The sequence below is a fragment of the Caballeronia sp. LZ032 genome (assembly GCF_031451315.1).
Taxonomy (GTDB): Bacteria; Pseudomonadota; Gammaproteobacteria; order Burkholderiales; family Burkholderiaceae; genus Caballeronia.
Genome location: NZ_JARUXP010000004.1, coordinates 749966 through 769789, shown reverse-complemented (window position 1 = coordinate 769789; position 19824 = coordinate 749966). Strand labels below are relative to the sequence as shown.

19 protein-coding genes and 1 tRNA gene are annotated in these 19824 nt (G+C 63.4%); 7 read left to right on the top strand and 13 right to left on the bottom strand.

All coding sequences use genetic code 11. From position 1 onward, the window contains the following. Positions 1-2: 2 nt before the first annotated feature. Both QCE69_RS31315 and QCE69_RS31310 read right to left on the bottom strand, forming a co-directional pair. Positions 3-395, bottom strand: a complete 393-nt coding sequence (locus tag QCE69_RS31315) for a VOC family protein (protein ID WP_309934802.1) — start codon at positions 393-395, stop codon at positions 3-5. After that, complete coding sequence (locus QCE69_RS31310) at positions 392-1342, bottom strand: ketopantoate reductase family protein (protein WP_309934801.1); 951 nt, start codon at positions 1340-1342, stop codon at positions 392-394. Before QCE69_RS31310 ends, QCE69_RS31315 begins: the two co-directional genes overlap by 4 nt. A 245-nt stretch (positions 1343-1587) precedes the next feature. On the opposite strand from QCE69_RS31310, the gene QCE69_RS31305 reads away from it, so the two are divergent. After that, positions 1588-1664, top strand: a tRNA-Val gene (locus QCE69_RS31305). Between the two features lie 107 nt (positions 1665-1771). On the opposite strand, the gene QCE69_RS31300 is transcribed toward QCE69_RS31305, so the two are convergent. The 4 genes from QCE69_RS31300 to QCE69_RS31285 form a co-directional block, all read right to left on the bottom strand. Beyond that, positions 1772-1987, bottom strand: a complete 216-nt coding sequence (locus tag QCE69_RS31300; RefSeq protein ID WP_309926327.1) for a hypothetical protein — start codon at positions 1985-1987, stop codon at positions 1772-1774. 90 nt (positions 1988-2077) lie between these two features. After that, a complete protein-coding gene (locus tag QCE69_RS31295; RefSeq protein WP_309934799.1) occupies positions 2078-3418 on the bottom strand; it encodes a DUF3100 domain-containing protein in 1341 nt (446 codons plus the stop codon). Positions 3419-3485: 67 nt separating this feature from the next. After that, on the bottom strand, positions 3486-4997 hold the full coding sequence (locus QCE69_RS31290; protein WP_309934798.1) for an aldehyde dehydrogenase family protein: 1512 nt from the start codon (positions 4995-4997) through the stop codon (positions 3486-3488). 15 nt (positions 4998-5012) lie between these two features. Then, on the bottom strand, positions 5013-5990 hold the full coding sequence (locus QCE69_RS31285) for an NAD(P)-dependent oxidoreductase (RefSeq protein ID WP_309934796.1): 978 nt from the start codon (positions 5988-5990) through the stop codon (positions 5013-5015). Positions 5991-6065: 75 nt separating this feature from the next. Here QCE69_RS31285 and QCE69_RS31280 point away from each other — a divergent pair, with 75 nt between their 5' ends. Both QCE69_RS31280 and QCE69_RS31275 read left to right on the top strand, forming a co-directional pair. Beyond that, the gene (locus tag QCE69_RS31280) at positions 6066-6974 is read left to right on the top strand and encodes a LysR family transcriptional regulator (protein ID WP_309926321.1); all 909 of its coding nucleotides are present in this window, start codon (positions 6066-6068) and stop codon (positions 6972-6974) included. A gap of 32 nt (positions 6975-7006) precedes the next feature. Continuing rightward, a complete protein-coding gene (locus QCE69_RS31275; protein ID WP_309934795.1) occupies positions 7007-7498 on the top strand; it encodes a nucleoside deaminase in 492 nt (163 codons plus the stop codon). Here the strand turns inward: QCE69_RS31275 and QCE69_RS31270 are convergent. Further along, positions 7489-8211: a DUF429 domain-containing protein gene (locus QCE69_RS31270; protein WP_309934793.1), complete on the bottom strand. Its 723-nt coding sequence runs from the start codon at positions 8209-8211 to the stop codon at positions 7489-7491. The two genes, QCE69_RS31275 and QCE69_RS31270, sit on opposite strands and share 10 nt — an antisense overlap. 113 nt (positions 8212-8324) lie before the next feature. On the opposite strand from QCE69_RS31270, the gene hpaC reads away from it, so the two are divergent. Both hpaC and QCE69_RS31260 read left to right on the top strand, forming a co-directional pair. Then, entirely contained in the window at positions 8325-8864 is a 540-nt protein-coding gene (gene hpaC, locus QCE69_RS31265) for a 4-hydroxyphenylacetate 3-monooxygenase, reductase component (RefSeq protein ID WP_309934791.1), read from the top strand. 623 nt (positions 8865-9487) lie between these two features. Continuing rightward, positions 9488-9994 carry an H-NS family nucleoid-associated regulatory protein gene (locus tag QCE69_RS31260; protein WP_309934790.1) on the top strand — a complete coding sequence of 169 codons (507 nt, stop codon included), beginning with the start codon at positions 9488-9490 and terminating at the stop codon, positions 9992-9994. Between the two features lie 143 nt (positions 9995-10137). Here the strand turns inward: QCE69_RS31260 and QCE69_RS31255 are convergent, their stop codons facing one another. The 6 genes from QCE69_RS31255 to QCE69_RS31230 all read right to left on the bottom strand — a co-directional run bounded on the left by QCE69_RS31255 (position 10138) and on the right by QCE69_RS31230 (position 17231). Beyond that, entirely contained in the window at positions 10138-10548 is a 411-nt protein-coding gene (locus QCE69_RS31255; protein WP_309926313.1) for a VOC family protein, read from the bottom strand. Between the two features lie 86 nt (positions 10549-10634). Further along, the gene (locus tag QCE69_RS31250) at positions 10635-11060 is read right to left on the bottom strand and encodes an organic hydroperoxide resistance protein (protein WP_309927511.1); all 426 of its coding nucleotides are present in this window, start codon (positions 11058-11060) and stop codon (positions 10635-10637) included. A gap of 201 nt (positions 11061-11261) precedes the next feature. After that, positions 11262-13073, bottom strand: coding sequence for an alpha/beta fold hydrolase (locus QCE69_RS31245; RefSeq protein WP_309934787.1), 1812 nt, complete (start codon positions 13071-13073; stop codon positions 11262-11264). 652 nt (positions 13074-13725) lie between these two features. After that, positions 13726-14058 (bottom strand): hypothetical protein, encoded by a 333-nt coding sequence (locus tag QCE69_RS31240; protein WP_309934785.1) that lies wholly within the window; start codon positions 14056-14058, stop codon positions 13726-13728. A gap of 927 nt (positions 14059-14985) precedes the next feature. Then, positions 14986-16503 carry a HAMP domain-containing sensor histidine kinase gene (locus QCE69_RS31235; RefSeq protein ID WP_309926309.1) on the bottom strand — a complete coding sequence of 506 codons (1518 nt, stop codon included), beginning with the start codon at positions 16501-16503 and terminating at the stop codon, positions 14986-14988. After that, entirely contained in the window at positions 16500-17231 is a 732-nt protein-coding gene (locus tag QCE69_RS31230; RefSeq protein WP_309934783.1) for a response regulator transcription factor, read from the bottom strand. Before QCE69_RS31230 ends, QCE69_RS31235 begins: the two co-directional genes overlap by 4 nt. A gap of 174 nt (positions 17232-17405) precedes the next feature. Between QCE69_RS31230 and msrB the strand changes: the two genes are divergently transcribed. Continuing rightward, positions 17406-17930 (top strand): peptide-methionine (R)-S-oxide reductase MsrB, encoded by a 525-nt coding sequence (gene msrB, locus QCE69_RS31225; RefSeq protein ID WP_309934781.1) that lies wholly within the window; start codon positions 17406-17408, stop codon positions 17928-17930. Positions 17931-17969: 39 nt separating this feature from the next. Further along, positions 17970-19805, top strand: coding sequence for a cytochrome c biogenesis protein DipZ (locus QCE69_RS31220; protein WP_309934779.1), 1836 nt, complete (start codon positions 17970-17972; stop codon positions 19803-19805). Positions 19806-19824 lie beyond the last annotated feature (19 nt).

Here is a 19824-nt window from a genome sequence, read left to right as displayed (position 1 = left end):
GCTCACGCCTCCACGCGGGGATTGATTGCCAGCGCCTGAGCGACGCACGCAGCAGGTTTCGCCTGAATGAGTTCGACGGCGAGTCCGTCGGGCAGACGCAGCCAGTTGCGTCCTTGCGGCATTTCAGTGACGCCGAACGCCTGTGCGGCGGCAAGCGCCGCCTCCAGGTCTTCGCACATCACGCCGAGATGACCGAGACGGCCTTCAGGTCCTTCGAAGCGCGGCTCGTGGATGAATTGCAAACCGCCCAGGGTCCAGTACTGACGTGGTTCTTCGCGCGTGCCATCGACCTCGCGCATCGTCATGCCGAGGACGTCCTCGAAGAAGCGGATATGCCAGTGAATGTCCTTCACCCAGATGGCAACGTGCTCCAGATATGCTTTCGGAACGCTCATGCCAAGGCTCCTTGTTTCTGACCATCCGTCATCGCGCGCTCGATGCCCTTGATGCAGGCAACGAGCGTCGAGTTCACCGGCGTCGGCACGCCGAGGCGTTCGCCCCAACGCACTACCGCGCCATTGATGAAGTCGATTTCGGTGACCGAGGACTTTTCGAGGCTTTGCAGCATCGAGGTCTTGAATTCCGGCGAGAGTCCTTCAGCGGCCATGTTCCAGGCATCTTCGGCTTGCTCGATGGACAGCCTGACGCCGGCGGTCTTGGCGGCGGCCATCGCTTCCTCGATGGCGGCGATGGAAGTCGCCTTCAGCACGGGCTCGTCGTAGAGCTGCCCGTACGTGAGACGTGTAATGCCCGTGATCGCGCCGGTCGCCACGTTGATCAGCAGCTTGTCCCACATCGTGCCGAGAATGTTGTCGCTGACCGTGGTCGTCAGGCCCGCGCTGTTGAATGCTTCCGCGATTGCCTGTGCGCGGCTCGTGATCCGGCCATCCAGTTCGCCGATGATCGTGAGCTTCCCGGTCACGCCCGACTGGATATGCCCTGGCGCCCGCAACACGCCGCCGACATAGGTCTTGCCGGCAAGCACGCGCTCACGGCCGACAATCCCGCTCAGCACGTCTTCGTGACCCAGGCCGTTCTGCAAGGACAGCACGACCGTTTCCGGCCCCACGAGGTCGAGCGCGCCGCGCATCGCGGCGTCGGTGTGAAAGGACTTGACCAGCACGATCACGACATCGACCGGGCCGACTTCCGCCGGATCCATCGTGGCGCGCACCTTGACGCGACGCGTGCCGCGCTCGTCATCCACTTGCAGGCCGTCGCGCGACATGGCCTCGACGTGCGCCGCAAACCGGTCCACCAGCCAGGTCTCGTGGCCGCCTTCCGTCAGCGCCGAGCCGATCGCGCAGCCCAGGGCGCCGGCTCCGAGAAATGCAATCTTCATGAATGTCTCCTTGAATGGAGACGAAGATACGGCCGTGCAGACATGCTGACAATGCAATGGATTTAATACCGATATTGCGTGAGGCAATAATGGGCTGGAAGATCGAACCGCCGCGTTGAAGGCGCCCTCGATCAACGAACGGCTCAAGCGTTCCGTTCCGCAGCCCTGCCGCGCGTTTCTGGAAAATATTTTTGCGCGGCTCTTCCCACAACGCGAAAGCTTCCTCTATAATTCGCGCCTTCTGTAGGCTCGTAGCTCAGTTGGTTAGAGCACCACCTTGACATGGTGGGGGTCGTTGGTTCGAATCCAATCGAGCCTACCAACGACATTCCCGAAAAAAAGCACCGCCGCGATCTTCATCGCGGTGGTGCTTTTTTTTCGTTGGCACTCGCGCCAGGCACTTACCGTACACGCGAGATCCAGCGCTCTTTACTCCCAGCAATTCCGGAACGCGACCGCGACGATGACCGGCACGGTGAGCACCAGCGGAATGGCGAAGTACGGGACTTCGAGATGGACGATCCACGTGTAGATCAGCCACGCCACGCCGAGCGCAAGCGTGGCCAGGCCGACGAGCGCCGTGAGCACGTTGAGCATGCGGTGCGAGATCTTGCTGGAGCTTTCCTTGCCCGAGTGAGTTTCCATGGCAGCAGGCGCTTTGAGGCGCGGTAAGAGACGTCTCAATTTTATACCGCCCTGCCCGCTGCCGTATCCGTTGCTGTCCCGGCTTCCTGCTCAGATATGAAAGAGTTGGGCCACGAGCGCCGCGCCGAGAAACGTTCCCGCATTCGCCACGAACGACACCAGCACGATGCGCCAGCCAAGCCTTCTGAACGCCGGAATGTCCTTGGCAATCGACAGGCCCGCGAAGGTCAGCATGGGCGTGGTCACGCCGAGGAAATCGTTCTGCGCGCTGAGCGTCGCGATCTGCGCGCCCCAGGGGCACCACGGCGAGGTCAGGAACATCGCGACGATCGACACCCAGCACACCGCCGGAATCTTGCGGCCCGTGGCCTGCGCGACGGCGTCGCCGACGATCGTCGCCAGCACCATGATCGCCATGCCCGGCAAGGCTTGCAGCGGTGTCGTGCCGTGCGTGATCCAGTCGGCGACGAGCGCCATCGCCGCGGTCACGCCCCACGCGAGCAGCTTGCCGCCGTAACCGAGTTCGGGCGCGGCGGTCTTCACGTCGCCCAGTCGCGGCGCCGCCGTGACGGCCTCGCTCGCGTCGGAGGCCCGGGTCTTGCGACCAATCAGCGGTTCGAGCACGCGGTAGCCAAAAACCGCCATCGGCAGCGAGATGAAGAGCGTGAAATAGGTGCCGATGGTCGTCGTGATCAGATTGCTGGCTGCCGCGAAGGTCAGCACCGACTTGGCCGTTTCCGGGTCCTGTTGCGCGGCGATCGCGCCGGAGGCGGCCGCCATCATGCTGCCCGACCCGACGCCCGATCCCATGGCGAGCGCGAGCGGATGAAAGATATGCAAGCTTGCGACGAAGCCCGCGAAGATCGCGATGAACACCGCGCCGAACACGGTGCCCGTCAGATATTCGGCGAGCACGCCGCGCCCTTCGGCAGAGTCCATGCCGTATTTCTCGCCGATGATCGCCAGACTCGGTTCCCGTCCCACGGAGAATGTCGCGCCGATTGCCTCGCGCTTGATGCCGAGCAGCAGCGCGAGCGGCAGGCCCAGCAGGATTGTGCCGACGAAGTGCCCGAGTTCCTGGAACGCCAGTGCCCAGCCGGCCGCCGCGAGCTTGGGCAACGCACTGCCCACCATGAGACCGAGCTTCGCGACGAACAACAACAGCGCGGGCTGCAGAATCGCTGCCGCGTAGAACTGGCTGCGCACGTCGAGACGCGCCTCGCTGTTCCAGCGTTCGGAGACGAGTCCGAGCGCAGCGCCGAGGAGCAGCGCCCAGATCATCGGCAGCAGGATGACCTTGCCCGGACCGATCTTGAACGTGAACGAACCAATGAACTCGGCGATCAGCAGAATCACTGCCGCATAGAAAAACAGCTTCGCGGTTCTCAGGCCACTGCCTTGTGCGCTGTCCGCGCTCATTGTGCTTTGCATGCGCTTCTCCCGTGTGCGTCGTTCGTTCATATTGGCCCGTGCCGTCTGCACGGCACGGGCTGCAAGGTCACAGATAGCCGAAGGTCGTGGCCGGTTCTTTTGCGGTTTCCACCCATACGCTCTTGGTCTGCGTGTATTCGTAGAGCGCTTCGACGCCGCTCGAGCGACCATACCCCGAGAGCCCGTAACCGCCAAACGGCGACGCCACGTTGATGGTCTTGTAGCCGTTGACCCAGAAGGTGCCGGCATCGACCTGTCCCGCCACGCGATGCGCGCGCCCCACATCGGTGGTCCACACTGCGCCCGCAAGGCCGAATTCGGTGTCGTTGGCGATCGCGACGGCTTCCTCTTCCGTATCGAACGGAATGGCCGCGACCACGGGTCCGAAGATCTCCATGCGCGCGACTTCCATGTCGTTCGTCACGCCGGCCAGCACCGTCGGCGGAACGAAGTAGCCCGCATCAGAGCGTTCGACCGTGCCCGCCGCGAGCGTCGCGCCCGCGCTGACGCCCTTGCCGATCATCGACATCACGTGCTCGTACTGCTTGAGGTTGTTGATGGGGCCGACTTCGGTGGCGTCGTCGAGCGGCGCGCCGACCTTGATCTTCTTCGCGCCCGCCGCGACCATCGCGACGAACTCGTCATAGACCGAGCGCTGCACCAGCAGCCGCGAGCCCGCCACGCAGCTCTGCCCCGCGCCCGCAAAAATCGCGGCCTGTGCGGTCAGCGCGGCGCGCTTGAGATCGGCGTCCGCGAAAATGATGTTGGCCGATTTGCCGCCCAGCTCCAGCACGCACGGCAGCACTCGCTTCGCCGCGGCTTCCGCGATGCGCGCGCCCGTCGCCGGCGAACCGACGAACACTACCTTCTTCACCACCTTGTGGGCGATCGCTGCCTGCGCCACCGTGTGACCGAGCCCCGCGAGCACGTTGATGAGCCCCTTCGGCGCGCCGCCGCGCTCGGCCAGCAGGCCCGTTACGAGCGAGGTGAACGGCGTCAGTTCGGAAGGCTTCAGCAGCACCGCATTGCCCATCGAAATGGCGGGCGCAACCTGCCAGCCGCAGGTGAACACCGGCGCATTCCAGGGCGTGATCTGCAGCACCGTACCGGCCGGCTCGCGACGCGTGTAGTTGAGATGCGAGGTCGGTACCGGGATGACGTCGCCATAGAACTTGTCGGCCCAGCCGCCGTAGTACTCGAACATCTCGGCGACCTTCGCCACTTCGCCGCGGCAATCGCGGATCGGCTTGCCCGAGCCCAGCGATTCGAGCCGCGCGATCGCCTCGGCTTCCTTCCTGACCTCGCGCGCGATCTCGAACATCACCCGGCCGCGCGCGGCGTGCGTGAGCGCCCACCATTGCTTGTGCGCACGCGCGGCGGCCGTGGCGGCCTGTTCGACCACGGCCGCGCCGCCATCGCGATAAGCGAGGCTCGGCTTGCCGGTGGCCGCGTCGTGAAGCTGGATGAGCTCGCCCGCGCCTTCGATCAGTTCGCCGTCCACATAGGAGCCGATGGTCTTCGCATTCGGGAAGAAATGCGCGAAGGCCGCGAGAAGTTGTTCTGCTGCGTTGTGTTCCATGTCCGTCAAGTCCCCTTACTTCGATTCGATGAACTGCACGATGCGGTTGAAATCCTCGGCGTCGCCAATGCTCGCCTCGCTGGCCGCCCACAGCCGCCCTGCTTCCTTCGCGATGGGCGCGTCCTCATGAACGTTGTCGAGCAGCGCCATGGCGAGGCGCACGTCCTTGCGCATGAGCTTCATCGTGAAGCCGGAATCGAACTTGTCGTTGAAGATCCAGGTGGGATAGTTGGTGAGCGTCGCGCTGTTGCGTCCCGAGCCTCCGTTGAGCGCCTCCACGAGTTTCTCCGGGTCGACGCCCGCGCCCTTTGCCGCACGCACGGCTTCGCTGGCGGCGAGCAGATGCACGCCCGTCAGCATGTTGTTGATGATCTTGGTCACGTGCCCCGCGCCCACCGGGCCGACATGCACGCGCTTCGCGCTGATGACGGCGAGGATCGGCTCGACGGCCGCGACGTCCGCGTCCGAGCCGCCGAGCACCATGGTCATCGTTGCGGTCGCGGCGCCTTTCGGGCCGCCGCTGACGGGCGCATCGACGAAACCGATCCGGCATTCCGCGAGCGCCGCCGCCACCTTGCGGGTGCTGTCGGGATCGGCGGTGGTCGTATCCACGACGATCAGGCCGCCCTTGCCGCCCGACGCCACGCCGCCCTTCCCGAGCACGACCTCCTCGACGACCGCGGAGGTCGGCAGCGAGAGAATCAGCACGTCGGCCTCACCCGCGATGGCCGCGATCGAGTCGCGCGCCTCCACGCCATCTTCGGCGAGTGCCGCGGCCACGCCGGGCGCCGCATCGAAACCGAGCACGCGATACCCGCCGCGCGCCGCCGAGCGCGCCATGCCGCGCCCCATGTTGCCGAGTCCGATCACACCTACCGTCTTCATCCGCGAAATCCCCTTCCGATGCGCGGCGCCTGGCGAGGCAGCCCTCTGCCCGCCGCTCCGCGCGTTGTGCATGGATGCCATGATCCGCCCGGCAAGCCGTATAACCAATCAGCGCCAATATTGCATGTGTTCTAATTTTTAGAACGGCACGTGCCGCGCAATCTCGCTGAAGCCCTGGATGCCATGACCGACAATCTCACCGACAGCCGCATCGTCTATTTCTTCGAGTCAGTCCGCTGCGGCACGGTCCGCGCGGCCGCCGACTATCTCAACGTGGCGCCATCGGCAGTGAGTCGCCAGATCGGCCTGCTGGAAAAGGAGCTGGACGCCGCGCTGGTCGAACGCCATGCACGCGGCGTGAAGCCGACCGAGGCCGGCCAGTGCGTGATCGAATATTTCCGGGAACAACTCGCGCATCGCGACGATTTGCTCTCGCGGCTGCAGGAATTGCGCGGGCTACGCACGGGGCATGTGAACATCGTGCTCGGCGAGGGCTTCGTCTCGGACCTGCTGTCAGGGCCGATGCCGCGCTTTTGCAAGCAGCATCCCGGCATCAACGTGAATCTCGATCTCGGCGGCACCAATGACGTGATCCGCAAGATCTCCGAGGACGAGGGCGAGATCGGGCTCGTCTACAATCCGCCGCAGGAACCGAAGCTGGTGTCGCGCGCGATCAAGCGCCAGCCGATGATGGCGATCGTCGGCGCCCGTTTTCCACGGCGCGATCGCAAGTCGCTGAGCGTGCAGGAGCTCGCGCAATTTCCGCTGGCCGTCACGCATGCGTCCTACGGCACGCGGCAGATGTTGCAGGCCATCGAATATGCGGAGAAGCTTCGGCTCGATCCAGTGGTGACGACGAACTCCATTGCCATTCTCAAGCAGTTCGTGAAGTCGGGACTGGGCATTACCGTGTTGCCCGCCTTTGCCGTGACGAGCGAGATGGAAGCGGGCGAACTGTTCGCCATCGACATTCCTCACCCCATTCTCGCCGATGCCGAAGCGCATCTCGTCACGCGTACCGGCAGAAGGCTTTCAGTGGCGTCCAACAAGATGCTGCAACTCATGACCGCCCATATGCGCGCGTTTCGCTAAGCTTGCACGCTTTAATTCAGGGAGAACTTCGCATGATCGACGATACCGACAAGCGCCATTTGCTTCGCTGCATCGACCTCGCGCAGGAAGCGCTCGATGCCGGCGACGAACCGTTCGGCTCGATGCTCGTGGCAGCCGATGGCCGCGTGCTGTTCGAGGACCGCAATCGTGTGAGCGGCGGCGATCACACGCGTCATCCCGAGTTCGCCATTGCCCGCTGGGCTGCGGAGAACCTGCCGGAAGCGCAGCGGCGCGGCGCGGTGGTGTACACCTCCGGCGAACATTGCCCGATGTGTTCGGCGGCGCACGCGTGGGTTGGGCTGGCGCGCATCGTCTATGCGGCGTCGGCGGAGCAGTTCACGCGCTGGCGCGCGGAACTCGGTGCGACGCCCGGCCGCGTGCGTCCCCTGGCGATCCAGGATGTGATCGATGACATCACCGTCGATGGTCCCGTCGAAGCCTTCGCCGAGCGTGTGAAGGCATTGCACGTGGCGAGCTATCGGAGAAGCACGGGTCAGCAGTAGATCGCCATCGGGATGCCGGATGCATCCGTGTCAGGCGGTTCGGGCAAGCACAGCGCCTGTCCCGCCGCGATACGGCGCGCGCTCCACAAGACCGCGAAGGCGTCGAGCACGTCGTCCCGCGATGCCTGCGCGGGACGCCTCGCGGCCAGCGCGGCATCGACGGCGCTGCCGAAGCATTTGACCAGCAAGGCATGACGCTGCGCGAATCCCGCCGCGTGCGCCTTGCTTTCGCGCAAGCCGTGCTCGGGGCCGCCATGCTGCATCGACAGGTGCATGAAGCTCAACTCGGGGTGAACTTCAAAGAGGCGCGAGCGCGCGGCGGCATGGCGAAGCAGGAGCGCATCGACTTCACTGATCTTCTTGCCGATATGAAAGGCCTGAATGGAAATGCGCTTGCCGCATTCGGCGAGGTTGATCGCGCAGGCATCTTCGTAAGTACACGCTGCTAGCGCCGCGCGCGTCGGCGGTGCAAATACCGAGCTTGCACGCGGACGTCCGAGCAGGCGGCGCGCATGTCGGTCGCAGGCGCGCACGCCGTCGGCCGACAGACCGACCGGAATATCCATGGCGACGATCGCATGCTCGCGTTCCCAGTCGATGAGAAGGTCGAGGCGATCGATCACATGGGTCGAGATGTCGCCGGTGCCCGCGTGCTGCCGGACGACGAACCATCCCGCCTTGCAACCGTCGATGCCAAAGAGATCGAGTTTCATGCCGTGATCGTAGCAAGCGCGGATCTCCATGCGCATGTGTGCGGCTCAGCGCGGACGCCCCGGATGCCGCTTGCTATACACACAGGCAAGACGAAACGAACAGGAGAGGCGTCATGTCCGCTCAGCCCGGCCGAGCAGCAAGCAATGAAATCGACCCGGTCCGCAAGCAATTCCGCCAGGCCATGGCGCATCTCGGCGCGGCCGTGAACGTCATCACGACAGCAGGCGCACATGGACGCTGCGGCATCACGGCCAGCGCGGTGTGTTCGGTCACCGATGCCCCGCCCACGCTGCTGGTCTGCATCAACCGGTCGAGTTCGATGCACGCGGCCTTTGCGGGAAACCGGCACGTGTGCGTGAATGTATTGCCCGGTCACTTCGAGGAAATGGCCCGGCACTTTGCCGGCCTCACAAGACTTACGATGGAAGAGCGCTTCTCGCTGCCGGTATGGGATGAAGGCGCGCACGGTGTCCCCGTATTGCGCGATGCGCTTGCGAGCCTGCAAGGCACGATCGTGGAAGCCAAGGAAGTGGGCTCCCATTCGGTGATGTTCGTCGAAACGACGGCGATACGCGCGCGTGGCGACGGCGATAGCCTGATTTATTTCGACCGCAATTTCCATCGCGTGCCACGCGGATGCACTGCACTTTGATTCATTGGCCGCGCTGTGCCTTGCCTTGCCAATTAAATGATTACCGCATTTGCTTTGTGTTCTTCCCGTAGTCTGCTTCCTCAGGTGTTAAACACCGTAACGATGCGTAATGAATTGTGAGGTATTCGGGATGCTCCGGATGTAGCGTAGCGGCACGGGCGGGGCGTGGCTCGCGAATAGTCGTGCAAGCGTAATCGGGTCTGGATTGTTTCTGAATTCCGCAAAGAGAAACAAAGCGCGGTCTGTCCGGTCAGCCATGGCAAGATCCTGGCAGCACGGCGCCGGCACCTGGTTTCGATAACTTTCGAGGCGTCAGTCCCGCATGCGGTAAGCCCTGATCTGCCAAGCTTTCGTCAAGCACGCGCTTGCTCGTTGAAAGCCGGCGACTCGCGCCTTGTCGCTTCTTATCTTTGCTTCATGCACCTTCGACCCCTCCAGGACCGGATAGCCGCGAAGTACGGAATGCAAAAAAAGATGCAGCGAGTTGGCCTGCCAAAAGCTTTAACAAGTCCGCTTCTTATATCTTTAAATGATTCTTTTCATGCGATCGAAGTCTATTGCCTCTAGCGTATGACGCATGCGCATGGCATAGTTCGAAAATACAAATCGATAGAGGAAAGTCCATGCCAACGCTCGAGAACATTCAGGCACGTATCGAGGCACTGCAGGCGAAAGCCGAATCGCTACTTGCCACGCAATCGGAAAGCGCGCTGCAAAAGATTCATGATCTGATGACGCGCCATAATCTGACAATTTCGGACATCGAGAAATTCGCGGGTTCACGCAAGAAGTCAGGACGTGCCGCTTCATCACGCAAAGCCTCTGTCGTGGCTTATCAAGACCCGAAGACGGGTGCCACGTGGAGCGGACGAGGCCGCGCGCCCGCATGGATTGCCAAGGCGCGGGACCGCAGCAAGTTCGCGGTAGCAGGCGCGGCCTCGGGCGCAAGCAAGGGCAAAAAGCGCGCGCCCACGAAGACGAAAGGCAAAGCCAATGGCAAGGGGCAACCGCGCGGTCCGCAGCCTGCTCTTTACCGTGACCCGCAAAGCGGCGCCACATGGAGCGGTCGCGGCCGTGCACCGGCATGGCTGGCATCCGCTGAAGACCGTACGCCGTTTCTTATCGGCTGACTTTATTCACTGAAGCGGAATTGCAGCGGCATGGTTTGGGAGACGGCCGAGTTCAATCGCAGAGTTCACTCGATTGTTCGGCCGTCTCTTTTTCGAAGTGGCCCGCTTTCAAGCGGCCAGTCGGTACGTGACTGCTTCAACGTTCATTGAACGCGCGGATCGAAGTCGAATTCCACCCTTATGCCGCCAGGCTCATGAATCATCATGTGCCGTTTCGGTCCGGTGCCAAGCAGTTCAGGCGGAAACTCCACGATCACTCCCGGCCACGTCGAGACGCGTTCGAGAATCTCGTTGAATGCGGCTTCATTTGCGGCGCGCAAGGCAATATGGTGAAGTCCGACATTCTTGCGGCGATCAAAGGCTGTCGGCGGTTCTTCCTTGGCTTGCCATAACGTCAGCAGCGCACTGCCATCCGAGACGAATACCGCCGGGTAATCCGGCTTCTCGCCCACGACCTTCCAGCCAAGACATTCAACGAAGAAATCGCGCGTCGCCTCGAGATGGCGCGCGGTCAGTCCGATGTGATCAATCCCGATTGTCAGCGTCAGCGTCATCGCTTCCTCCGGATGATCGGGGCGAGGCCGGCATCCCGCTCATGAGCGCCTTGCCTCAACGCCCCGAATGGACCTGTGAGTCAACCTCAGGCGAGGGTCAATGTGACATCGATGTTATTGCGCGTCGCATTGGAATAAGGGCACACGATATGCGCCTTGTCGATCAACGCCTGAGCGGCGCCGCGATCCATGCCGGGCAGCGAGATCTTCAGCGCTACTTCAATGCCGAAGCCATTCGGAATCTGACCAATGCCGACGTTTCCGTCGACAGCCAGGTCTTTCGGCAAATCAATCTTGTCGCGCGCGGCAACGAACTTCATCGCGCCGATGAAGCATGCGCTGTAGCCGGCGGCGAACAACTGTTCGGGATTGGTGCCGTCACCGCCGCCTCCGCCGAGTTCCTTCGGCGTGGTTAGGCGCAGATCCAGATTGCTGTCAGGGATGTTGGCGCGTCCATCGCGGCCGCCGGTGACATGGGCATGGGCGCGGTATAAGACCTTTTCGATCGACATCATCAGACTCCTGAGTTGGGAAGCGAAGCGAGCCTCGCGCACGCTGCAAACACGCGAGCTTCGTCGAGAGGGATTTCGATGGAACAGGAACGCCGCCGCATCAGGCGGGTTCTGCTATGGAAGGATACGCAAGACGCGCGAAGCTCGCTGGAGCTTCGCGCGGGGAAGGATGGTGCAGAAGAAGAAAAGAACAGTCAGGAATCAGAGCACGACCGGCTCTCGCCCGGGAAACATCGCATCCGCGACGGTCGCCCTCGTTTCCTTGACGACGCTCTCGCACAGCGCCACCACCTGGCTCGAACCGCTCGGCATGAACAGCGAGTGATCCGCGTCGGAGAACACCGCCATGCGCACGGACGGAAAGCGCGACAGGCGCGCGCCGCCCTTGCCGAAGTTCGCGGCGATCAGGTCCATGCCCGCATCGTAGGCGCCGTAGATGAGCACCGTCTTGACGTGCCGGGCATCCAGCGCACGGATCATCGGGCCAGGCTCGGTCGCGAGTTCGGGCGGCGTTTGCGTCAGGCGGTCGAGCCGCAAGACATCGACGACCCGTGAACGTACGCGCGTCATCATGTAGCCCGACACGAAACGCAGTACCCGCTTCAGATCTTTTTCACCGCGCAGGATCGCTTTCCATTTCTGCGGATCGAGCATCGAGAACGCATAGCCTGCCATCGAATTGCGCGTCGACTGGCGCAAGGCATCGGGCGCGATATCGGCGGGCTTCTTGAAGGTCGGCAGATTCACCGTGACCACGCCGGTGATCGAGTCCTCGATCAACGCGGCCTTCAACGCGTGATAGGCGCCCGAGCACACGCCGAACGAGAAGATCGACTTGTATCCCTGGCGCGAAAGCCAGCGGGCGGCCGTGGCGGTGTCGTCGGTGGCGACGGAGTTATAGATCCGGCCAAACGCCGTATCCGATTGCACGATACCGGAGGCCGCCGGACTATCGCCGCGGCCGCGCGCGTCAAAGCGCAACGAGGCTACCCCGCGGCGCGCGAGTTCACGCGCGATGCGTACGGAGAGCCTGCTGTCGCCCACCCGTGAGCTTGCCGATGTGTTGGCGATCAGGAATACCGAGCCGCGCGACAGGCCAGTGCGCGGTTCACACAGCACCCCGAAGAGCCCTTCTTCGCCGATGCAAACCGGCCGCTCGATCGCTTCTGACGTTTCAATCGTCAGGTCGGGCCACGCTTCCTGCTGCATCACGGCTTCAGACGCTGTGCCCTGCTCCTGCGCGGCGTCGCGGGTGATCCATTGCACCGCTTCTTCAAAGGCCGCGCGTGGCAACGCATTGAAGGCCGTTTCCTGGATGAAGCCGAGGAGATCTTCGAATGGCGTCACATCGGCTTCAACGCCGCGTTCCGCGAGCGCATCGCGCAACGGATCCTTGCCGCCCGCCCGCACATTCATGATGAGTGCCCGGCGCGCGGGTACGGCAGCAGCACGCTTCACGCTGGCGACGAGATCGATCTGTTCCAGCGAGCGCTTGAATTCGTCGCTATAGATCTGACCCAGCACGTTGAGCGGCTCGGCGGACTGCTGCATCTCGCGCAACGGCGGCGCAAGCTGATCCAGCCAGGTCTTGCGCACGATGTTCAGCTCGCGCATGTAGATGCGCCCGCTCGACACCGGAGCGAGCAACACCAGATCGTCCACCGGCTTGCGCAAGGCGGCCTCGAGCGCAAATGCCGCGCCGACGCGAAAGCCGCACAAGGTCAGGTGCTCGATACCCGTAGTCTCTTTGAACCAGTCGATGGCCGCTTCGACGTCGTCGACGGACGAAGCGAACTGGTCGGGCGCGCCATCGGCGCCTGCCGAGTCACCCGTTCCCCGATAGTCGAAGCGCAGCACCCACAAGCCGCGCGCGGACAAGGCATCGGCAAGGTGCCGCATGCCGCTGTATGTCCATACGTATTCGTGGCCGTATGTATTGCAGAGCAGCACGCCGCGCGTGCCAGTCCCTGCATGCAGCCATCCGAAGCGATTCCCGAATACAACCGGTCTCATTAGATCTTTTCCTCGTCTCTGGTGGCGCGCAATTCGGCCAGTCATGTCTCCCGCCGGCAAGTCTCGCCTTGACATGTCAGGCCGTCAACGTCCCTGCGCACACAACCGTGGAGGTGTTTGTGCGCAATCGACGTTCCCGGATGCGAAATTGGCCCGCTGCATGTCGAGCCGGATCACGGGCGATCCAGGAGTGCCATCTCATGGATTCCAGCCGGCTTTACTTGTCGCGGGTTCGCGAGGTATTGAGGCGATTATATGAATCGCTCCCGCTATCACGACATTCGGTCCGCAAATTGTGCCCAAAGAAGCTATCAAATGGCGCTTAACGCGGGGGCTTGTGTTTGGCAGCGCTCATTCACGCATGAAGATCAGTAAGCCTTTCGATGCCTGGCTTTCGAATGGGTTTCATCGTCAGGCAAGCCATGGTGAGACGCATGAGGAAACAGCGAGTGCTGTAACGTGGTCCGCTTGGGAAATCATGGTAAACACTGAACCGGATAAAGGTCCGGTATGAGCACGGAGCAGATGGCAGGCCTTCGCAAAACAAGCAAAGCGCTTGGCCGCTCCGATGATTTGAGCGGAGCAATGCACTACGACGTATGCCCCGCGTCGAGGCAAGACTCAGGGCCCTGTTCGAAGGTCACACGCGAGGTCAAGCCGCTTGTCGCCCCCGCTCCTCGCCGATAAGACGTGCATGCGCATACACCCGGTCTCGTTCACCTGCCACGAGCGTGCGTTTGTGCGCGAGCGTCTGCCGGTGATATTTCGGGTCGCCCATCAGCTGTACGTATTCGCTGTGACGATGGCGCAAGTAGCGCTGGAAGAACTCCGCACCGGGCAGGCCGCTGTCCAGCGCCATGAGGACGCCATAGTCGATCTCGCGCACATCGCCCAGGGTCTTGATGGCCGATTCGAGCGCGGCATAGCGTTGCGCCAGTGGAATGCTTCGCTCGCAGAGTGCATGAAAGCGCTGATAGGGCAGCACGTGTCCGTGCGATGCACAACGCCATAAAGCTTTCGCGAGCCGCTGACTGAGTTCCGTTTCCACGTTTCCTCCCGCTGGTTGAGCGGATCGTATGCGTGCGACAACTCCACCTTCATCCGGATCTGCAATGACGATGACCGATTGCCCTGGAATTCACCTGCAACGTCAGGAGATACGCGCGACATTCCACATCCAAGCGAGCCCTGCTTTGCGCATATCGCCAAGAAGCCGTGCTGATCTGAAGCGTGTCGTGTAATGCCGGCGATGTTTGAACGTAAGCGTCGCCCTATTGTGACTTCGTGACTTTCGCGACTCGTGCGGCTTGTGATGCACCGATAGATAACCACCCGTTTCCCGAGCTGGAACAATGCAAGCAATAGTTCCAGCAAGTAATCGACGATGCGAAACAGCTTTACGCAGAAGAGCCCTGCGCGCTGAAGCCCAGCCTGGCATGGAAAACGTCTAGGGACGCTGTTGTTTGACCGCTGTTGTTTGACATCAGGGCCGCGGTCCGAGGCCTGCAACTCGCTTACATGCTAGCAAACATACATCGGGAATCCAAGGAGAGTTTTCCGTAAGGAGACGTGCCTTGCACTTATTGCTTTCGCGCTTAAGGCCGCGATTTCACTTCGATTGCCGTGCAGGACGGTCCTCTACAGCACCGCCGTTAAAAGCGTAAGCCGAAAAATGCAATGCACCGTCCATGCATTCCTTAAGACTGGTTTAAGGCGAAGAGACTAAAACGTTTCTTGTGGCGCGAGCAAGCAATCGTCTCAATGCATCGGGAGGAGCGAACCGCGCGACGCTTCAGATCCGCACGTCCACGCGGATGGTCTGACCGGGCACCGCTTCATGCGCATCCCAACGGCGCTACAGGCGAGGTGATGACCATCCCATTCAGCCCGGCAGTCACATGCCGGGCTTTTTTTATGCCGGCCGCGCCGGCGCCGGGTCTTCCCGCATGCGCGCGCTGGCCGCCGGCAGATCGAAGCGAAACGTGGTGCCGTGCGGGCCGGTGTCGATCAGCCTGATCTGGCTGCCATTGAGTTGCAGCATGCGCTGCACGATGAGCAGGCCCAGACCGCCGCGATGTGTTCCGCCAGACGTGAATGGCCGCTGGAACAGCGCATCCTGCATGTCGGGAGGAATGCCGGGTCCGGTGTCGCTGACCGTGATGCAGACCCGTCCGCCCTCTTCGTCCACGTTGCCGAGCGTGACGTTCACGGCGCCCTGCGGCGGCGTATGACGGATCGCGTTGTCGAGCAGATTGGTGAGCACTCGTTCGATCATGCCGAGATCGCCCGTGACGCTGGGCAGCCGCGGCGCGAGGTGTGCATTCAGCTGCACGCTACGCGACTGGGCGGGCAACTCGAACTTTTCGAACACGTCCTGAAGAAGATCCGGCAGTGAAAAGACTTCACGCTCGAGCGCGACCATGCCATGTTCGAGCCGAGCCAGTTCGAACAGCGACTGCGCGAGATGACCGACCTTGGTGCTCTGCGCCAGCGCGATGGACAGATAGCGGCGGCGCTCGGCGGCGGCAAGGGACTCCGACTTGAGCGTCAGCGTTTCCAGATAACCATGCAGCGACGCGAGCGGCGTGCGCAGGTCATGCGAGATATTGGCGACCATCTCGCGGCGTTCGCGATCCTGCCGTCCCAACTCGCGCCATTGCTCGCCGATACGCGCCGCCATTTGCGCGAACGCGCTTTCCAGCACGACAATCTCGTCGCGTTCGTCTGCCACTACAGCCGCCGGCAACGCGGCAAGCGGCGGCTCGCCGGGCGCGGCGCTCGCATCGAAGCGGCGCATCGCTTCGGTCAGGCGCCGCAACGGCCGGGTCACGAGCCCGAACGCCACCACGCCCGCCACCAGTCCGAGCAGCGTGACGAGTCCCATCGACGCAAGCGTGGTACGCAGCACCGCACTTGCCGACGCCTTCGCCGCCAGCGCATCGTGCTGTTCGCCGAGCAGCACCACATACACATAACCGAACGGCGGCTGGCCCGCCACGCCCAGCGGCGCCGCGCTGAAGACCTTGCGCTTGTCAGCGCTGCGCGGATCGTCGCCGAGAATGGGCAACGCGTCGCCCTTCAGGAAACGTTCGATGGGCGCGAGATCGACACGTTCGCGTTTCAGATGGCCCGGCGGCGCATCATCGGCGCGGATACGGCCCGTGTTGTCCAGCAGATAGACCTCGACGCTCGGGTTCACCACCATCAACTGGCTGAAGAGACGGCGCACCGCGGGCGCGTCGATATCCTTCGCGTCCGCCAGCGCGCCGTCGTGCGCAACATGCGTGGCGAGACTGCGCGACAGGCTCTGGATGACTTCCTTCTCGCGCAGGTCGCTCGCCCGGATCTGCAGCCACGCCGATGCGCCGCAGCACGCCAGAAGCAGCCCGCAGAACACCGCAAAGAGCCGTTGCGACAACGTGAGCTTCACGATGCGGCTCCCGGCTCGCCGGCGTTCTGTGCCGCAAGCTTGTAACCGTGTCCCCACACGGTGAGGATGCGCTGGGGATCGGCCGCATCGCGCTCCACTTTTGCTCGCAGCCGGTTGATATGCGTGTTGACGGTGTGCTCATAACCTTCATGCCGATAACCCCACACGGCATTGAGCAGATCCATGCGCGAAAAGACCTTGCCCGGATGGCGCACGAAATGATGCAGCAGGTCGAATTCGCGCGGCGTGAGCTCGATGCGCGCACCATCGACCCAGGCTTCGCGCGCGAGCGGATCCATCGCGATGCCGGCGGCCTCGATGCGCCCCGCTTCGAGGCGCGAATCCTTCGCGACGGCATCGACGCGGCGCAGCAGCGCTTTCACGCGCGCCACGAGTTCCAGCACGGAAAAAGGCTTGGCGAGATAGTCGTCCGCGCCGAGTTCGAGGCCCAGGATGCGATGCACTTCGCTCGACCGCGCGCTGGTGATGATGATCGGCGTATAGCGCGTCATGGCGCGCGCGCGCCGGCAGATTTCGAGGCCGTCGACGCCCGGCAGCATCAGGTCGAGAATCAGCGCGTCCCAGCCGCCTTGTTCGAGCAGCCGCAGGCCTTCGGCGCCATCGGCGGAATGCACGACTTCATAGCGTTCGTCGCGCAGGTTGAGACTCAGCACGTCGGCGATATGCATGTCGTCTTCGACGATCAGAATGCGTTTCGGTTGGTCCATGGGAAGGTGCGTGGCGGATTGGCGCGAAACCGCATGACGATGAGGCGCGCCCTGCCGTCATTGTGCAGAAAAGCGCGCGGCCAAGTATCACATTTAATTTAACTTTCGGTGAGGACTCGGAGATGCGCGCGCGATTAGCATGAGGCCATTCCAGTCCACGACCAGGATCACGCCATGCCGACTCGCCGCCGCTTTCTCCTGACCGGCACCGCGGCCGCCGCCTCAGTTTTCGCGCTGTCGGGCCGCTTCCGCGCCCTCGCCGGCACGCCGCCGCAGGGTGCAGTGCAGGCTGCCGCGCCGGAGCGCTTCGAGATCGTCCACAGCGACGACGAATGGCGCCGCCTGCTGAACCCCGCGCAATTCGACGTGCTGCGCCGCGAGGGCACCGAGCGCCCCTATACCAGCCCGCTGAACGACGAACATCGCGCCGGCACCTTCAGCTGCGCGGGATGCCAGCTCGCGGTGTTTTCGTCGCAGACCAAGTTCGAGAGCCACACCGGCTGGCCGAGCTTCTGGGCGCCGCTCGATCACGCGGTCGCTACACGTCAGGACGGTTCGTTCGGCGTGTTGCGCACGGAAGTCCATTGCCGGCGCTGCGGCGGCCATCTCGGCCACGTGTTCGACGACGGCCCGAAGCCCACCGGACTGCGCTACTGCATGAACGGCGTGGCGATGACGTTCAATCCCGGCGCGGCCTGACGCGCTGTTACCCAAGAAACCTTTCTACGCGAGCTCATCATGTTGCTGATCGTGTTGGCCTATCTCGGCGGCGCGCTGACGATTCTCAGCCCGTGCATCCTGCCGGTCCTTCCTTTCGTGTTTGCGCGCGCGGATCAGTCGTTCGTGCGTAGCGGCCTGCCCCTGCTCGCCGGCATGGGCCTGACGTTCGCCGGCGTCGCGACGCTCGCCGCCGTGGGCGGCGGCTGGGTGACACAGGCGAACCAGTATGGCCGCTGGGCCGCCATCGCGCTGCTCGCCGTGTTCGGCCTGACGCTTTTGCTGCCGCGCTTCGCCGACCGCGTGATGCATCCGCTGGTCACGCTGGGCAACCGTCTGACGGCCTACGCGCAGCATGGCGACGGCAAGCCGGGCATCGGCGGCTCGGTGGTGCTCGGCATCGCGACGGGCCTGCTGTGGGCGCCCTGTGCCGGCCCGATCCTCGGCCTCGTGCTGACCGGCGCGGCGCTGCATGGCGCGAGCGTCGGCACGACCCTGCTGCTGCTCGCTTATGCGGCCGGCGCGGCGACTTCGCTGGCGGTGGCGCTGCTGATCGGCGGACGGGTGTTCGCGGCGATGAAGCGCTCGCTCGGCGCCGGCGAATGGGTGCGGCGCGGGCTCGGCGCGGCCATGCTGCTGGGCGTGGTCGCGATCGCACTCGGTCTCGATACGGGCGCACTCGCCCGCGTCTCGACCGTGGCCACCGCGGGCATCGAACAGCAGCTCGTCGACAAGTTCTCGAAGGGCAATGGCGCCATGATGATGTCGGCACAGAAGCCTGTTCCTGTGCAGAAGCAGGATGCCGGCGAAGCACCGCAAGCGATGATGCGCGCCAGCACTGGCATGCAAAAAACCGCCGCGTCCGGCCTGCCTGTGGAAGGCGTGCTGCCGCCGCTGGATGGCGCGGTGCAGTGGCTCAATTCGCCGCCGCTGACGCGTGAAGCGCTGCGGGGCAAGGTGGTGCTGGTCGATGTCTGGACGTACTCGTGCATCAACTGCCTGCGCACGCTTCCGTATGTGAAGACGTGGGCGCAGAAGTATCGCGATCAGGGCCTGGTGGTGATCGGCGTGCATGCGCCGGAGTTCGCCTTTGAGCGCAATATCGACAACGTGAAGAAGGCGACGCACGATCTCGGCATCGACTATCCGGTGGCCATCGACAACAACTACGCGATCTGGCGTGCGCTCGACAATCAGTATTGGCCGGCCCATTACTTCGTCGATGCCAACGGCAACATCCGTTATCACCATTTCGGCGAAGGCGAATATGCGGAGTCCGAGCGCGTCATTCAGGAGCTGCTTGCCGAAGCGGGACATGGCGCGCCGCCGTCGGCTGCCATGACAGCCGCCCCGCAGCACGACGCCGCCGCCGGCCAGGGCGCGATGATGCAGGCCGACAACGCGGACATGCGCTCGCCGGAAACCTATGTTGGTTACGAACGGGCATCGCAGTTCATGTCGCCCGGCGGACAGACGCCCGATCGCCTGCACGATTACGCCGCGCCCAAGGCGCTCGATACCAACGACTGGGGCCTCGCCGGCGCCTGGAAGGTGGGCGCGGAGCATGCCACGCTGGAAGGCGCGTCGGGGCGCATCGTCTACCGCTTTCATGCGCGTGACCTGCATCTCGTGCTCGGGCCGTCCAAGGACGGCAAGCCGGTGCGGTTTCGCGTGAGCATCGACGGCGCGGCGCCCGGCGCATCGCACGGCAGCGACATCCAGGCCGACGGCAGTGGTACCGTGAAGGAACAGCGCCTGTATCAGCTCGTGCGGCAGACCGGTCCGGTTGCGGATCGCACGTTCACCATCGAATTTCTCGATCCCGGCGTCGAAGCCTACGCGTTCACGTTCGGTTGATTCCCGCATCAGCGGATAC

What these genes read in the sequence shown, in the direction of transcription:
- QCE69_RS31220 (WP_309934779.1), top strand. Translation starts at nt 17,970, where the DNA reads ATGTTGCTGATCGTGTTGGCCTATCTCGGCGGCGCGCTGACGATTCTC.
- QCE69_RS31280 (WP_309926321.1), top strand. Translation starts at nt 6,066, where the DNA reads ATGACCGACAATCTCACCGACAGCCGCATCGTCTATTTCTTCGAGTCA.
- QCE69_RS31245 (WP_309934787.1), bottom strand. Translation starts at nt 13,073, where the DNA reads ATGAGACCGGTTGTATTCGGGAATCGCTTCGGATGGCTGCATGCAGGG.
- hpaC (WP_309934791.1), top strand. Translation starts at nt 8,325, where the DNA reads ATGTCCGCTCAGCCCGGCCGAGCAGCAAGCAATGAAATCGACCCGGTC.
- msrB (WP_309934781.1), top strand. Translation starts at nt 17,406, where the DNA reads ATGCCGACTCGCCGCCGCTTTCTCCTGACCGGCACCGCGGCCGCCGCC.
- QCE69_RS31310 (WP_309934801.1), bottom strand. Translation starts at nt 1,342, where the DNA reads ATGAAGATTGCATTTCTCGGAGCCGGCGCCCTGGGCTGCGCGATCGGC.
- QCE69_RS31230 (WP_309934783.1), bottom strand. Translation starts at nt 17,231, where the DNA reads ATGGACCAACCGAAACGCATTCTGATCGTCGAAGACGACATGCATATC.
- QCE69_RS31255 (WP_309926313.1), bottom strand. Translation starts at nt 10,548, where the DNA reads ATGACGCTGACGCTGACAATCGGGATTGATCACATCGGACTGACCGCG.
- QCE69_RS31250 (WP_309927511.1), bottom strand. Translation starts at nt 11,060, where the DNA reads ATGTCGATCGAAAAGGTCTTATACCGCGCCCATGCCCATGTCACCGGC.
- QCE69_RS31300 (WP_309926327.1), bottom strand. Translation starts at nt 1,987, where the DNA reads ATGGAAACTCACTCGGGCAAGGAAAGCTCCAGCAAGATCTCGCACCGC.
- QCE69_RS31270 (WP_309934793.1), bottom strand. Translation starts at nt 8,211, where the DNA reads ATGAAACTCGATCTCTTTGGCATCGACGGTTGCAAGGCGGGATGGTTC.
- QCE69_RS31315 (WP_309934802.1), bottom strand. Translation starts at nt 395, where the DNA reads ATGAGCGTTCCGAAAGCATATCTGGAGCACGTTGCCATCTGGGTGAAG.
- QCE69_RS31260 (WP_309934790.1), top strand. Translation starts at nt 9,488, where the DNA reads ATGCCAACGCTCGAGAACATTCAGGCACGTATCGAGGCACTGCAGGCG.
- QCE69_RS31275 (WP_309934795.1), top strand. Translation starts at nt 7,007, where the DNA reads ATGATCGACGATACCGACAAGCGCCATTTGCTTCGCTGCATCGACCTC.
- QCE69_RS31295 (WP_309934799.1), bottom strand. Translation starts at nt 3,418, where the DNA reads ATGCAAAGCACAATGAGCGCGGACAGCGCACAAGGCAGTGGCCTGAGA.
- QCE69_RS31290 (WP_309934798.1), bottom strand. Translation starts at nt 4,997, where the DNA reads ATGGAACACAACGCAGCAGAACAACTTCTCGCGGCCTTCGCGCATTTC.